Below are 13,397 nucleotides of genomic sequence, written 5' to 3' on the forward strand. Positions count from 1 at the left end.
TTCGCCAAACTGTCTTTCAGCGTCTTGTCATTGCATTATGATTTGCATGAAAGAAAGTTTTTTGCGACTGCAGGCGCGTCTATTTTTACCCACCGACAAACCGTTACTAAATGACCGTTGGCATTAATGAAATCTCGAAATTGGTCGCGAGAACTGTGTGTTTTTAACACCAATACCACCCTTTCACGCGCCACCTTGTTAATATTAATATAAAAAGGATGATTTGCCTTATATAAGGTAAGGCCTAGTTGGCTATATAATAAATGTACTTCTCTTGACTGAGGACCGAGTTCGTTAGCTTTTTCAAGATACCCTAACATCTCATCGTCAAATTCTTGCAAACGCCATTTCAACATTGCTAAATTAGCCCAAGAAACAGGCCACATAGGTCTTAAGGTAGTTGCCTTTAAATAGTCAGCCTTAGCATCAAGCAAACTTTTGTCTGCATCTAAACCTGATACTTGACCCCATTCCGTAATCTGGCCAGTCAACTCAATATACAATGGATTTGATGAATGCAGGATCCTTGCTGTTTTAATAGCCCGCTTTGCTGATTCGTACTCTTCTTTGGTTTGCGTTTGGCCATTTTCACTCCATAAATCGATAGAGTTTCTAACCGAATAATAATCTAAATTAGCCGCGCCAAATCGAAACGCATTAAAAATCCCCACAACACACACTAAAATCATAAATAAAAGTAGAACGCGATTTGTTTTTCCGCCTTCTGACAACTTGCTGTGAAACTTTAAAAATATATTCATTTCCAATTAACCTTTTGGGTAATTAGTGTTGGCATGTTAATAAACATTGAATCAGCTATTTGTTTGCCTACTCGCTCTTTAACAGCTTCGTATGCCACTTGCATATCGTTTGGACGCTTATGCACATTATGTGTGTCTGATGCTGCGTAGCATAGCATATCATCATTTAGTAATTGCCATGCAGTGGCTTCGACGTCACTGCCAAACCTACCTACAAATGCACCCGCTGTTACTTGAAAAAGACATCCTAATTTAAACAAATAAGCCGCTTTTTTATACTGTGCTAGCACATCTCGATTTCTTTCAACATGAGGGATAACAGGTTGAATATCGTTTTTTATTAACCATTTTATTAAGTTTTCTGCACCAGCAGGTACATGACTATGAGGTAATTCTAATAATAACGCTTTTTTTCCGTCCCATTCGCCGATAAAAGGCAATTTGTTATTTTGAACGAGCGGGATAATTTCGGGACAAATACGCACTTCGCAAGCAACCGATAACTTAATTGGTATGCTCGCTTGTGTAATTGCTTTTTGTGCAATCAAGAAGGCTTTAGCAATGCTTTCGGTGTTGTTATTAAAAATACCCAAATGGATATGTGGGGTACACATAATGTGAGTAACACCAGCTTCAAATGAATTTTTAGCAATTGCAACAGTATCGTCCGCGGTTCTTGCGCCGTCGTCAATACCCGGTAAAATATGGCTGTGTAAATCAATCACGGGTTATCGTCATTTTTCCTCAGAATAACTAGTATACCCATATTGATCATAAAAACCTGCATATTCCCCTGACTTTTTCGCCTTTTTCAGATCAACTTGATTAAGCACGATTCCGTCTATTCGATGGCCTATTTGAACGAAGCGACTTAGCCCATTCTTGATGACTTTGTCACTAGTGCTGTCAGATTTGACAACATATACCAATGAATCGCAGTGCTTTGATACCACAATAGCGTCACTTACCGCTTGGGTAGGAGCACTATCTAAAATGATATAGTCATAAATTCCACGCAATGCGGCCATAAGCTCAGCAAAGCTTTCTGAAGCAAGTAATTCTTGAGGGTTAGGAGGTATTGTTCCTGCACTAAGAATATCTATGTTGGATTCTTCATCACTTACAATACACTCTTCGAGGGTATGGGTGCCAGCAACGGCGTTTGCTAATCCGGGTTGAAAGCCAGGCAACTCAAAGCGCTTAGCAATGGTTGGTTTTCTTAAGTCCGCGTCAATTAACAGTACTTTACTCAATTGGCCAATAGCGAAAGCTAAGTTAGAAGAAACCGTACTTTTTCCTTCTTTTGGCACGCTAGATGTAACCAATATAGTTTGTGAAGGCTTATCAATATTTAACAATTGTAAACTTGTTCGCAATGTTCTAACCGATTCGCTAAACAGATGGTGATTGACGTCAAAAAAGTGGCGAAGCGGTAAATTTTCTTTCCGTTTGTGCGGCTGCCAAGGAATAATACCCAACATACGCTGACCTAACTTACGTTCAACGTCGTCTACTGAGCGAATACCGCTATTTAGTGCGTTGAGTAACAGTGCTAAAAATGCACCAAATCCAAAACTTATGACAAAAGACGCCGCGACAATAAGACCCTTTTTGGGTTTCGCAGCAGTAGAAGGCGGTTTTGCCGAATCTAATATTCTTGCGTTTGCCGACTCAAAACCACCTAACTGGTCGGTTTCTTTTAATCGGGTAAAAAATGAATCATAGAGTTGTTGGTTGGTATCCACATCCCTTTGGAAGGTTTTGCGTTTGTTTTCTAAACTTGAAAGTTCACGAAATCTTGCTTTTGCTTGATCCACGTCTACTCTCAATGCACGTACCTTAGCTTCATTGGTGCGATATTCGCTGGTAATCCCTGATACCAAATTACTAATTTGTCGACGTAAGCTAGACCGTATTGAATTTAATTCAGCATTCGCTGCTATCATTACCGGATGCTTGGGTCCATAGACTTCTTGCAATTCTGATACTTTACTTTCGGCGAGCACTTCCTCACGCTTGACTTGCTGTACAGAAGGATGGTTTAACACTTCTGGGACCGAAGATAATTCATTTAAGGTAACACCAGGCTTGTTGACTTGTGCAAAAATAGCCTGATTGCGCTGCAAACTTACTTGCGCATTAATCAATTGGTCGCTTAATTGTTGTAACTCATCAGAAGCAAGCCCCACTACGCCATCAATATCGACTAATTGCTCTTCTTCATAAAAGGCGGCTAATCTTGCTTCCGCTTCATCAAGTTTAGTGCGCAAACCTTCCAAGCTCTGGTTTAGCCACAATGTCGCTTTTTCCGTCATTTCCAACTTAGCTTCGAGGTAACTTTCGATATAAATATCAGCAATGTTGTTCGCGATATCAGCGCTTAATATTGGGTCAGGGGTTTGCACAATCACATTGACAACTTGTGTATTTTTAACTGGTTCTACAATCACTGCTTGCATTAATAAGCTTGTTGCGTACCTTTTAAGACCTGCTTCAATTTGTTCTTCGGTAAATGTTTTTGTTTCTTTTTGCGGTAAAAAAGGCAAAGCTTCTTTGATTGATGCTTTTGCACTTTCGCTAAATTTGGTCAGGGCACTTCTATTTTCTAGCACAGTGTCTCGGTTAAAAAACTCATTCTCTTGCAGGTTCATGCGATCCACCACTCGTTCTGCTATTTGCCGGGAACGAAGAACCTCGTATTGAGTTTGAAAGTACTCTTTTCTGCTAGAGTCTAGACCATAAATTTCTTCTATAGACAGCACGTTTGTTTGTTCGGCTTCAATAAGAATTGAGACCTTTGAGATGTACTGCGGAGTTATTGTTAAAACAACCAAAACAGAAAGTATGGTAAGAAAGAACGCTAGTCCAAAAATACGCCAAAAATAGCGCTTTAAGGTATTAAAATACTGGGCAAAATCGATAATATCGGTATCAAAAAGCCGGGTCTCTCTATTTTCTAAGTTTGGGTCTACCATCAATTAACTCTTAAAAGTATGTTGGTTTAACGGTTAGAATATCGCCTGGCAAAACAATGCTAGTTGCATTGAGTTCAAGATTCACTTCAGAACCTTTTACTGTTCGGCGAACTAAGAACTCTCCGTCATTTTTGTCTGCGCGTTGGGTATAACCACCGGCCAATGCTGCAGCTTTGTCTATAGTAAGGCCGGGTTGATAAGGGTAACCCCCGGGCTTGTTAACTTCGCCGTTTATAAAAAATGGACGATACTCAACAACGGTAACCGACACAGAAGGATTAATTAAATAATCACCACGCAAACCAATATCAATAAGTTGCTCAACTTCGTTAACTGTTTTACCCACTAACTCAATATCACCTAGAAAGGGGTAACGAATAATACCAATATTCGATAATCTCGTTTCGACAGTGAGATCCTCTTGTCCGAACACCGTAATTTTGATTTCGTCGCCTGATCCTAAAGTATATTGCTCTTCCACAAATTGCGAATATGCGGTCATCGGGAATAAGCCAATGAGCATACTGAGCACCCATGTCATATTCAAAATGAATCTGACATTTAGCTTTTTGTTCGCGTTTTTCTGCATAGTAGTATTCAAATATTCCAATACGTTTACCTTTTTAATGTTTAATTACAGGGTAACAAGTGCATTAAAAATAAATTGGTTCCGATCAAAGTCGATTTCATTTCGATTACTATCTCTCTCGTCAAAGCGGTAACCCACTTCAAAATTTATCCAGCGTCTAAACTGATAATATACCGAGGCACGAAAACCCAAATTGTCGTCGCTTCGTATACTTAGCCCATCAATCAACTGGCCTTCGTAACGGTTATTATTCCACACAACGGCTGCACGAGAGCGAACCCTATCTAACCACTCATGACGCCATACTGCGGTATGAGTGCGACCTCTGATGAAGTTACCTTCACCGTTTGTTTCATTTGTATCGGCACTTGTTCGTATTTCGACACTTGCATATTCAACTGGTTCCCAACGAACCCCTGCCGCCCAATCAAAACCATCAAAATCATCTCTCAAAGCTGAGTCAAATCGTTTTTCTTGGTAACCCACTTTTGCAAAGCCAGATGTATTAGCGGTAGCCTCCCAACTCAGACCAACTAAATATGACATATTGCGACTGTCTAAGGGGTTTGTTGATACTGCGGGAGTTTTATAACTGACGGTTTCTCTGATGATATCGAATGTCAGATCAGTAGTTGCGCCAATACGATGATAGTATGTACCACCAATACGCGAAATGCGTCTATCCCTGACTAAATATTCTGGGGTAGATACATCATAGTCGAGGGTTCTTACATTAAAATTGACATCAATGCGTCCCTGTGAATTAAATGCGCCGTAAGAATAGAGAAAATCTAATTGAGTTTGTTTATATTGGTCTGGTTCATTGATTAAATCACCATTACCAATTGAAAAGCCTGAACCTCTGGCATCATGGCCATCTTCAAAATCTAATCTCGCATTAACGCGATGTCTGGCGCTTAATTCAACATCAGCACCGGCCGTTAAAAAATGGTCAGTGTAATTGTCTTCTTTACTACTAAAAAAATCTTCATTCTTGATACGGTAACCAAAATCGACTTGGCTAGCACCCAAGCTGCTAATCATACTGACCTGAGGAGAGACGATTCTTGACCAACTGCTAATCTCATCGCTGGCAAGTTGGCTCACATTGTCGTCAAACTTTACGCCAATATCGACGGTTGGTATCACTTCAAACCCACCAAACTGGACACTCGCTGCATCGTCAAACTGCTGCGCTAATGCACTTGTACTGCCCGTGCTTACAAGTAAAAAACATGCTATTGCACTTGTGATTTTTTTTGCCTTGTATCCCATAATAACTTTAAACATGTTTCAAAATCCTGTTTTTGTATCCTAACCAATTAGCTTAACTTGCTGGCGCGGCCTCGCGAGTGCGCGATTTTACTAAAGCCACACACAAAATGCACTACTTCAGTGCATAAATGTTGTGTGTTTGCCCCTTTATTTGCGCAAACTTAGTGCTTAAGCGCTTACTTTTCGTGATATTGCTTTAGCAAAGCAGAACTTATGCCAAGGAGCATTAAGCGAGTACCCACCAATTTGCTAACACAAACGGGGGTTATCAATGATTTTTAAAGCTGAGTGGCAAAAAGCAAGCTACATCGCCATTTTTCACAAATAAAAACTACAAACGATTATACACTATGGCCTTACATAAACAAAATCGCTTACAATTTTTACACTTAAGTATGATTTTTTAGTATAAAATTTACAATTAAGTACTAGTTTTACACATCTTGCATTAAACTTTTATTAAACCACGTAAAATTATCAATTATTACTTTATGTACTTCTAATTTTGTTTATCATTAACTAAGCTTTATAATAAAAAGTAACTTGGTGTTTTTGTTGAACATCAGATAAAGTACGAAATATAAAAACAATAATAATGAAGTTTGTAAAATATTGAAGTTGCACGATTCACTACAAACACAATAGGCAATAATCAAAAGTGGCAAAAAAAAGTAGAGTTAATCAAGATAATCGTAATGGTATTATCCAGTCGAATAAAAGCAGTTTTGCAACGCTTTATCGATTGGTCGATATTGTCACGATTACGCTAATATTCTTTCTGGTGCTCTACTCGCGTGATGTATTGATTCAACAATCAATAATGCTCACTTTACTAGTGAGTATTATTTCATTTAACATACTGGCTGAAGCCTTAGACCTTTATCGGTCTTGGCGCACCCAGTCAAATACCTCTTTATTACGCATGACCATTGTTACGTGGGGTATAAGTAGCCTGGCAGTTTTGCTATGGGCTTATTTTTTTCCTAGTGCAGTGACATTTGACGACCAAACGCTTTGGCTGTTTTTATTTGCGGTAATGCCAGCTTTAATGCTGTGGCGAATGGTTTTCAGAGAAATCTTGTTCATTCAGCGAAAGCGCGGCCACAATAGTCGTTCAGCGGCTGTTATTGGCGCTACCGCAAGCGGATATAATTTATGTATGCAATTACTCGAAAACGACCAACTTGGGATTCAATTGTATGGATTATTCGATGACCGTGCGCCAAGCCGTTTACCCCACGAATTTCACAATCAAATAGCTGGAAACATAGCCGATGTGCTAGCTGCCGCTAAAGAAGGAAAAATTGACTACATTTATATTGCTATGCCTATGAGTGCGGAAACCCGCATTATGGAAATTCTCAACCAATGTAGCGACACTACCTGTAACGTTTATATTATCCCTAACTTTTTCATATATAACCTATTAAATGCACGCTGGCAGTCGGTAGGTTCAGTGCAAACGCTGAGTGTTTTCGATACACCCTTTCAAGGAGCCAGTAACACTATTAAACGCATTGAAGACATCGTGCTCGGCAGTCTGATTTTGTTGATTATTAGCATTCCAATGTTGTGCATTGCCATTGGAATTAAATGCACGTCCAGAGGCCCTGTTATTTTTAAGCAGTTTAGATATGGCCTCGACGGTAAAAAAATAAAAGTTTACAAATTTCGTTCAATGACCGCTCAAGACAATGGTCCTGATGTAAAACAAGCGACTAAAGGTGATGCGCGCATCACCCCTTTTGGTCGATTTTTAAGGCGTACATCTTTAGACGAATTACCTCAATTTATAAACGTATTACAAGGTCGAATGTCGATAGTTGGACCAAGACCACATGCAGTCGCGCACAACGAACAATACCGTAAACTTATCGAGGGCTATATGCTACGTCATAAAGTCAAACCCGGTATTACAGGTTGGGCTCAAGTAAATGGTTTTAGGGGCGAAACAGAAACCGTGAATAAGATGGTAAAGCGCGTAGAATACGATTTAGATTATATTCATCGCTGGTCGGTTTGGCTTGACTTAAAAATTATAATCGCCACCGTTTTCAAAGGCTTCTTAGACAAAAATGCCTACTAAGTCTAGATTGAATATGTCTATTCCTTTAGTATTTGACCCCATATACAGCCAGCTCGATTTACCCACAAAACATCGTTTTCCAATACAAAAATATCAAGGGATAAAAGATCGTCTTATCGCAGAAGGAGTATCTGAAAAACAGTTCTATCAACCCTCTCCACTCAAGCAGCAAGAACTTAGCTCAGTGTATGACCCTACGTATATTAATCAATTAGTAAACGGTACTTTGGATCGTAAAGCAATGCGTCGAATCGGTTTTGAATGGTCAGAACAATTAGTGAACCGGACGTTAACCGCTGCATCTGGCACTGTACTTACCGCGAATTTAGCCTTAAAGCACGGTAAAGCACTCAATTTAACCGGTGGATACCATCACGCTTTTGCTAATTTTGGTTCAGGTTTTTGCATGATCAATGATTTATATTTGGCCGCGTTAAGTATGTTGCAAAACGACAATATTGAGCAGGTATTAATCTTTGATTGTGATGTACACCAAGGTGACGGCACCGCTAAACTCGCGGCCAATAATAATGCCGTTTACACAGTATCCATCCATGGTGAAAAAAACTTCCCTTACAGAAAACAACAATCTGATCTCGACTTTGGCTTAGCAAAAGGTACCCAAGACAAAGACTATTTAGAGCTTGTAGAGCAGGCACTTAACTTAGCGTTTACTTACTGCAATCCAGACGCCGTAATATATGATGCAGGTGTTGATATACATAGCAACGACGATTTAGGACACTTAGATATTTCAACTCAAGGTGTTTTTGAACGTGACCAACTGGTTTTTGATATTTGCGAAGAAAAACAATTACCCATTGCAGCCGTTATCGGAGGTGGTTACCAAAGAGATATTGATGCTCTAGTCGACGCGCATATACAACTTTTTAAGGCCGCTAAGGTAATTTAATGCCTTAGGCCACCATAAATTTCATTTCACCTTGACTTTGGCAATCAAAATGATTGCATCATAGCTCACCACACTTTATAATCTGTATATATTTACAGTAGTTCTCTATTTAACCAGTTCTCTATTTAACCAATAACGGAACATATTTACTATGAAAATTAGTGCAGTGTACGCTGAGTCAAAACCTTTTATTGAAAGCTTATCAACGTCTCAGAAAGAACGTTTGGCGTTTATTGATTTTAACCTGCAGTTTTTTAGCAAAATCTCACGAAGTGACTTAATAAGTCGTTTTAAAACCGGTTTGGCCGCCAGTACACGTGATTTTGCGGCTTATCGTGATATTGCCAAAAACAATTTGAACCTTGATCACAGCACCAAACATTATTGGCGTACACCACAATTTGAACCCGTGTTCCAATTTTCCGCAGAATCCATTTTACAATCGGTTAGCAAAGGATTCAGTGATGGTATTACTGCTCCTTCACAACCTTCTGAACATTGCTTTGACGCTGTGTCGTTAATACATCCTAATGTACATATTATCGCCGCACTCATGCGGACTATTCATAATCGGCTTGCCTGCCAAGTCAAATATGTATCCATCAGTTCAGGTGAAAGTACTCGCATAATTGTACCTCACTCTATTATCAATAATGGACATAGATGGCATGTGCGCGCCTTTGACCAAAAGTCTGGGGCATTCCGCGACTTTGTTTGCACAAGATTTACTCAAGTAAATTGCACAGAAACGCCCGCTCTTCCCAAGCAGCTAGCTCGCAGCGACGAACAGTTCAATCGTTTGGTATCACTTATACTCATGGTTCATCCAGATATTAGCCATACACAAGCCATTGAGATGGACTATGGCATGCAAAACGGTGAGCGAGTAATGCAAGTACGAGCCGCCTTAGCAGCCTATGTGCTTAGATACTGGCAAGTAGACTGTTCTTTTGAACATCGAATACTCAATCAAGGCTGTCAGTTGGCTTTAAAAAATCACGAAGTTTTAGCCAGTATCGAGAGCCCTCAACTGGCACCGGGTTTTACACCAAAAAAGTGAACTAATAACACCTAGTAGCGTCTATACAATTCGTATTAATGTGAGTGAGCGCAAATATGTCAGATTTAGAGTCTAATAGTAATTCAAATACTGCTGCAGTTGCTGCCAAAAAAACACCTACAAAAAACAATGGTATGGAACAACGAAGAGTACTAGGCTTGAAAGATGCACAAAATTTTAATGAGGACTTGATTAAGCTGGCAGTTTTGCTTTATCAAATTGACGGCAAAGTAACACTTTCTGAACAAGATTATTTCGAGAGTTTAGTCAACAACATGGATTGGCATAACGGAGTCTCGTTAGAAGCCTTTATAAACGACGCTATTCATCAAAGCCGTTTAGCTATTGACCAATATGAAACAAAAGAGTTTTTATTTAGTTTAAGTGCTGGCCTTAACCACGACCCTGCCACCGCACTAGAAATGGCGATGGCTATTACACAAGTTGACGGTAACAGAAGTGAAGATGAACTCGAACTATTATCATTACTTTCTAATAGAGTCTTGGCAAAGGGCCTTGTCGCTTAAGCATATTAGGTATAGCTTCTTAGGTATAGCAACTGATTCTTACTGCTTAGCAAGTTTCGATTGCGCATCTACAGACACCGCCGAATTAGCATCGCCTACCTTAAATATTTTTCCGTATTTTTTACACAGTGCAAAAGAGAGCACGCTCCCAATAACACCGGGCGCTATCCAAAAAATCACTTGGTAACTGCCTGCGGCATCTAAAAATTGGCGACCACCAAAGGCCAAAAACGCAGTATAGGCACCTATACCTGAACCTATCATACTGCCTACGTGTTCTAAAATATATGCACGTACACCCACTGATTTTCTGTAGATATAGTGCAACATACCAGCGCCTATTAACATACCTAAAATACCGAATACAGTATGTAATATATTAGAGCGTACAATGCCTATACCAATAAACAGAGGACCACAAGCGAATAACAAGGCAATTGGCGCAACATAAGCAAATGTCCGTAATTTAGCGCGGTTCTCTTTGGCCCGCAAAACCGCATCACCGTGTTTTGTCGAGGTATAACTGAGTAATGCCAAATAAAGTAAAAAACTCCAAAAGTAGCGAATACTTTCGGCTATTTCAGCTGCGTTTTCTCGATCTGCATATTCATGCTTAATCGTTAACGGTATTGCTAAAACTAAGGCCGCCATAATGGCACCTGTACCTGCAACTGCATACATAACATTTCGGTAATATCGCCCAAATTTCTTATGGTTTAACTGTCCTTTTTTGGTATACATCGGTACCCAAAATAATATTAAAGCGGTACTACCAAATATAATGTGTAAAATAAATAAGCTGGAGTGTAAGTAAGTCATGTTAAACCTTTTTTGAGCTGAGTCTTAACTTAAGGTCATCTTAAACCACTATACAAAAAAGCATTAGTGCTAGATGTCACATTTTGTAAAAGTGACTTTTGGCCTATATTGCACAATTGAGGTTTACTGATAAGCTTACAAACAAAACCAACACAAATTGATGTGTACAGTATTAACTCTAGGGAAATAAAACATGGGCACTAAAGATAAAAAGTCGATCATTTCACTAGAGAATTCATCTGCGATCGCAACCTGGGCAATTGTCACCGGTATCAGTATTTATTTTCTTGTTAGCAATAGTAATTTTAGTGCACTATATGCTTTTTTTACGTTTCTCGCTTGCTCCCTTTATATGGCATTGTGGTTAGTTGCTACTAGTCACAGCGAATCGATTAAACCCTTGTTTCGTCTTTCCTGCACTATATTGTTATTTTTCTCCGTTATCCTTATTTATTTTTTGGTTCCCTTTCCGTTTGTTGCAATCTTCATGGTGATTTTTAGTGCTATCACTCCTTATTATATGAGCATCAAGCGTGCATTAATGCTCTCTCCCTTTTGGGCTTTACCTCAATTTTTAATATTCGAGTTTTACTGGCAACAATCAGGTTCTTTGTTAAGTGCGATGCTATTTTGGACCTTCAATATTTTTGCTTTAGTCATGGTAAATACCACGCTTAGAGAGCGTGAAGCTCGTATGCAGGTTGAATTATCTAACCGCCAACTGAAAGCTACGCAATCGTTGTTAAACGAAGCAGTTAAACAAAGTGAACGCGTGAGAATTGCGCGAAATATTCATGATTTGTTGGGGCATCACTTAACTGCACTAACCATTAACTTGCAGGTTGCTTCACATAAGTCTAGCGGAGAAGTCAAAGAGTCTGTAGAGCAATGTCATCAATTGGCAAAACTGTTATTAAGCGATGTACGAGAAGCTGTAAGTGATATACGTGAAAAGAGCCAACTTGATTTAAAAGCCAGTATTGAACAAATGCTAGAAAAACTTCCTGATTTAGACGTTGCACTGGCTTATCCAGATGATATGGCAATTACTGATATTCAAATTGCCGACACTATATTAAAAAGTATTCAAGAAAGTATTACCAATACAATGCGCCATGCTCAGGGTAAAAATGTAAAGGTGGATATTCATTTTGATAGCGAGAAACAAACTAATCTGCATATTGAAATTGAAAATGATGGTAAAATGCCAAAAGAAATTACATTCGGAAATGGTTTAAAAGGAATAATAGAGCGCGTAAATGCGATTCAAGGTAACGTCGAATTTATCTTAAAACAAGGTAAGTTTTATACGCTTATCCAAATTCCGGTCATGCAACATGATTAATGTACTTTTGGTCGACGACCAAACGCTAGTGCGCCAGGGTATTCGTAGTTTGTTGGCCTTATCCGAGCAAGTAGCCGTAGTAGGTGAAGCGCAAAATGGTTTACAAGCTTTAGAGATACTGCTTGAACAAGATGAAAGCTGCGCAAATGCAATAGACCTTGTTCTTATGGATATTCGTATGCCCAGTATGACGGGTATTGAAGCACTCATGGAGCTTAATGAAAAACAAATAGATATCCCGGTTATTATGCTAACCACTTTTGACGATCACGAATCGGTTATGCAGGCGATAAAAGCGGGTGCTAAAGGATATTTGTTGAAAGACGTGTCTTTAGAAACACTAGTCGACAGCATTGAAACTGTGCATAAAGGCGAAACACTTATACAACCAGCAATTACAGAGCGCCTTATCCAAGGTTTACAAGGTAAAAAGGGTGAGTTTGAAGCGTCTGAAATGCCAGAACCTTTGAGTAAGCGAGAGACTGAAATTTTGAGACTAATGGCTGCTGGGTGTTCTAACCGCGAAATGGCCGAGAGTCTATTTAAATCAGAAGGAACGATCAAAAATCAGGTCTCGAGTATTTTAAGCAAATTAGGGGTGCGTGACCGCACCCGAGCAGTGCTAAAAGCGATTGAATTAGGCATTATGTGAGTATTAATTATTAGCTTTTGTGTCAGCTTCGTTTTTTAGTTTACTTGGCTCAATGCTGGTTACGCCCTTTGTGGGATTGAACACACTTAATTCATTATCAGACAAGGTACGAATAGGTTGAGTGCGAACACACATTAGATCTTCTGCTACTTCACGACAAAAGCCTTGATGCAAACGATTCGTTTTCAAAATATAACTGCAACTTGCTTGTTGTTTCTTTTCATCGCACGCCTGCCATGCAAGCTTATTATGATGGCCGTCATGACACACTGCTGCTGCAGACACTAGCAATAAGGCAACAAGTAGACTTAGTTTACTGCATGATTTACTGCATGATCTATTGCTTGAGTTTCTACTTGATAAGTTGGTAGAGGATATAAATTTTTTCATGATCG

At 39.3% G+C, this 13,397-nt stretch carries 13 protein-coding genes; 6 read left to right on the forward strand and 7 right to left on the reverse strand.

Annotation, left to right across the window (positions count from 1 at the left end; genetic code table 11):
• Positions 1–35 precede the first annotated feature (35 nt).
• The 5 genes from RM552_RS13965 to RM552_RS13985 form a co-directional block, all read right to left on the reverse strand.
• The gene (locus RM552_RS13965; RefSeq protein ID WP_311369473.1) at positions 36–761 is read right to left on the reverse strand and encodes a VpsP family polysaccharide biosynthesis protein; all 726 of its coding nucleotides are present in this window, start codon (positions 759–761) and stop codon (positions 36–38) included.
• Entirely contained in the window at positions 758–1,486 is a 729-nt protein-coding gene (locus RM552_RS13970) for a tyrosine-protein phosphatase (RefSeq protein ID WP_311369474.1), read from the reverse strand. Before RM552_RS13970 ends, RM552_RS13965 begins: the two co-directional genes overlap by 4 nt.
• 9 nt (positions 1,487–1,495) lie before the next feature.
• A complete protein-coding gene (locus RM552_RS13975; protein WP_311369475.1) occupies positions 1,496–3,736 on the reverse strand; it encodes a GumC family protein in 2,241 nt (746 codons plus the stop codon).
• Between the two features lie 10 nt (positions 3,737–3,746).
• A complete protein-coding gene (locus tag RM552_RS13980; RefSeq protein WP_311369559.1) occupies positions 3,747–4,259 on the reverse strand; it encodes a polysaccharide biosynthesis/export family protein in 513 nt (170 codons plus the stop codon).
• Positions 4,260–4,370: 111 nt separating this feature from the next.
• On the reverse strand, positions 4,371–5,615 hold the full coding sequence (locus tag RM552_RS13985) for an outer membrane beta-barrel protein (protein ID WP_311369476.1): 1,245 nt from the start codon (positions 5,613–5,615) through the stop codon (positions 4,371–4,373).
• A gap of 643 nt (positions 5,616–6,258) precedes the next feature.
• Between RM552_RS13985 and RM552_RS13990 the strand changes: the two genes are divergently transcribed.
• The 4 genes from RM552_RS13990 to RM552_RS14005 all read left to right on the forward strand — a co-directional run bounded on the left by RM552_RS13990 (position 6,259) and on the right by RM552_RS14005 (position 10,186).
• Positions 6,259–7,686: an undecaprenyl-phosphate glucose phosphotransferase gene (locus RM552_RS13990; protein WP_311369477.1), complete on the forward strand. Its 1,428-nt coding sequence runs from the start codon at positions 6,259–6,261 to the stop codon at positions 7,684–7,686.
• The gene (locus RM552_RS13995) at positions 7,676–8,599 is read left to right on the forward strand and encodes a histone deacetylase family protein (protein ID WP_432277227.1); all 924 of its coding nucleotides are present in this window, start codon (positions 7,676–7,678) and stop codon (positions 8,597–8,599) included. Before RM552_RS13990 ends, RM552_RS13995 begins: the two co-directional genes overlap by 11 nt.
• 151 nt (positions 8,600–8,750) lie before the next feature.
• Entirely contained in the window at positions 8,751–9,659 is a 909-nt protein-coding gene (locus RM552_RS14000; protein WP_311369478.1) for a WYL domain-containing protein, read from the forward strand.
• A gap of 56 nt (positions 9,660–9,715) precedes the next feature.
• Entirely contained in the window at positions 9,716–10,186 is a 471-nt protein-coding gene (locus tag RM552_RS14005; RefSeq protein ID WP_311369479.1) for a TerB family tellurite resistance protein, read from the forward strand.
• Positions 10,187–10,225: 39 nt separating this feature from the next.
• Here the strand turns inward: RM552_RS14005 and RM552_RS14010 are convergent, their stop codons facing one another.
• Entirely contained in the window at positions 10,226–11,005 is a 780-nt protein-coding gene (locus tag RM552_RS14010) for a hypothetical protein (RefSeq protein ID WP_311369480.1), read from the reverse strand.
• A 193-nt stretch (positions 11,006–11,198) separates the two neighbouring features.
• Here RM552_RS14010 and RM552_RS14015 point away from each other — a divergent pair, with 193 nt between their 5' ends.
• Both RM552_RS14015 and RM552_RS14020 read left to right on the forward strand, forming a co-directional pair.
• Positions 11,199–12,350, forward strand: coding sequence for a sensor histidine kinase (locus RM552_RS14015; RefSeq protein WP_311369481.1), 1,152 nt, complete (start codon positions 11,199–11,201; stop codon positions 12,348–12,350).
• Positions 12,343–13,002, forward strand: a complete 660-nt coding sequence (locus RM552_RS14020; protein WP_311369482.1) for a response regulator transcription factor — start codon at positions 12,343–12,345, stop codon at positions 13,000–13,002. Before RM552_RS14015 ends, RM552_RS14020 begins: the two co-directional genes overlap by 8 nt.
• A gap of 3 nt (positions 13,003–13,005) precedes the next feature.
• Here the strand turns inward: RM552_RS14020 and RM552_RS14025 are convergent, their stop codons facing one another.
• Entirely contained in the window at positions 13,006–13,392 is a 387-nt protein-coding gene (locus tag RM552_RS14025; RefSeq protein ID WP_311369483.1) for a hypothetical protein, read from the reverse strand.
• Positions 13,393–13,397 lie beyond the last annotated feature (5 nt).

This window comes from Glaciecola petra, from assembly GCF_031846345.1.
In the GTDB taxonomy this organism is placed as follows: domain Bacteria; phylum Pseudomonadota; class Gammaproteobacteria; order Enterobacterales; family Alteromonadaceae; genus Glaciecola; species Glaciecola petra.

Excerpts from the sequence above, each read along its gene's own strand:
- RM552_RS13975 (WP_311369475.1), bottom strand. The coding sequence starts at position 3,736 with ATGGTAGACCCAAACTTAGAAAATAGAGAGACCCGGCTTTTTGATACC.
- RM552_RS13980 (WP_311369559.1), bottom strand. The coding sequence starts at position 4,259 with ATGCTCATTGGCTTATTCCCGATGACCGCATATTCGCAATTTGTGGAA.
- RM552_RS14005 (WP_311369479.1), top strand. The coding sequence starts at position 9,716 with ATGTCAGATTTAGAGTCTAATAGTAATTCAAATACTGCTGCAGTTGCT.
- RM552_RS14025 (WP_311369483.1), bottom strand. The coding sequence starts at position 13,392 with ATGAAAAAATTTATATCCTCTACCAACTTATCAAGTAGAAACTCAAGC.
- RM552_RS14000 (WP_311369478.1), top strand. The coding sequence starts at position 8,751 with ATGAAAATTAGTGCAGTGTACGCTGAGTCAAAACCTTTTATTGAAAGC.
- RM552_RS14015 (WP_311369481.1), top strand. The coding sequence starts at position 11,199 with ATGGGCACTAAAGATAAAAAGTCGATCATTTCACTAGAGAATTCATCT.
- RM552_RS14020 (WP_311369482.1), top strand. The coding sequence starts at position 12,343 with ATGATTAATGTACTTTTGGTCGACGACCAAACGCTAGTGCGCCAGGGT.
- RM552_RS13965 (WP_311369473.1), bottom strand. The coding sequence starts at position 761 with ATGAATATATTTTTAAAGTTTCACAGCAAGTTGTCAGAAGGCGGAAAA.
- RM552_RS14010 (WP_311369480.1), bottom strand. The coding sequence starts at position 11,005 with ATGACTTACTTACACTCCAGCTTATTTATTTTACACATTATATTTGGT.
- RM552_RS13995 (WP_432277227.1), top strand. The coding sequence starts at position 7,676 with ATGCCTACTAAGTCTAGATTGAATATGTCTATTCCTTTAGTATTTGAC.
- RM552_RS13985 (WP_311369476.1), bottom strand. The coding sequence starts at position 5,615 with ATGTTTAAAGTTATTATGGGATACAAGGCAAAAAAAATCACAAGTGCA.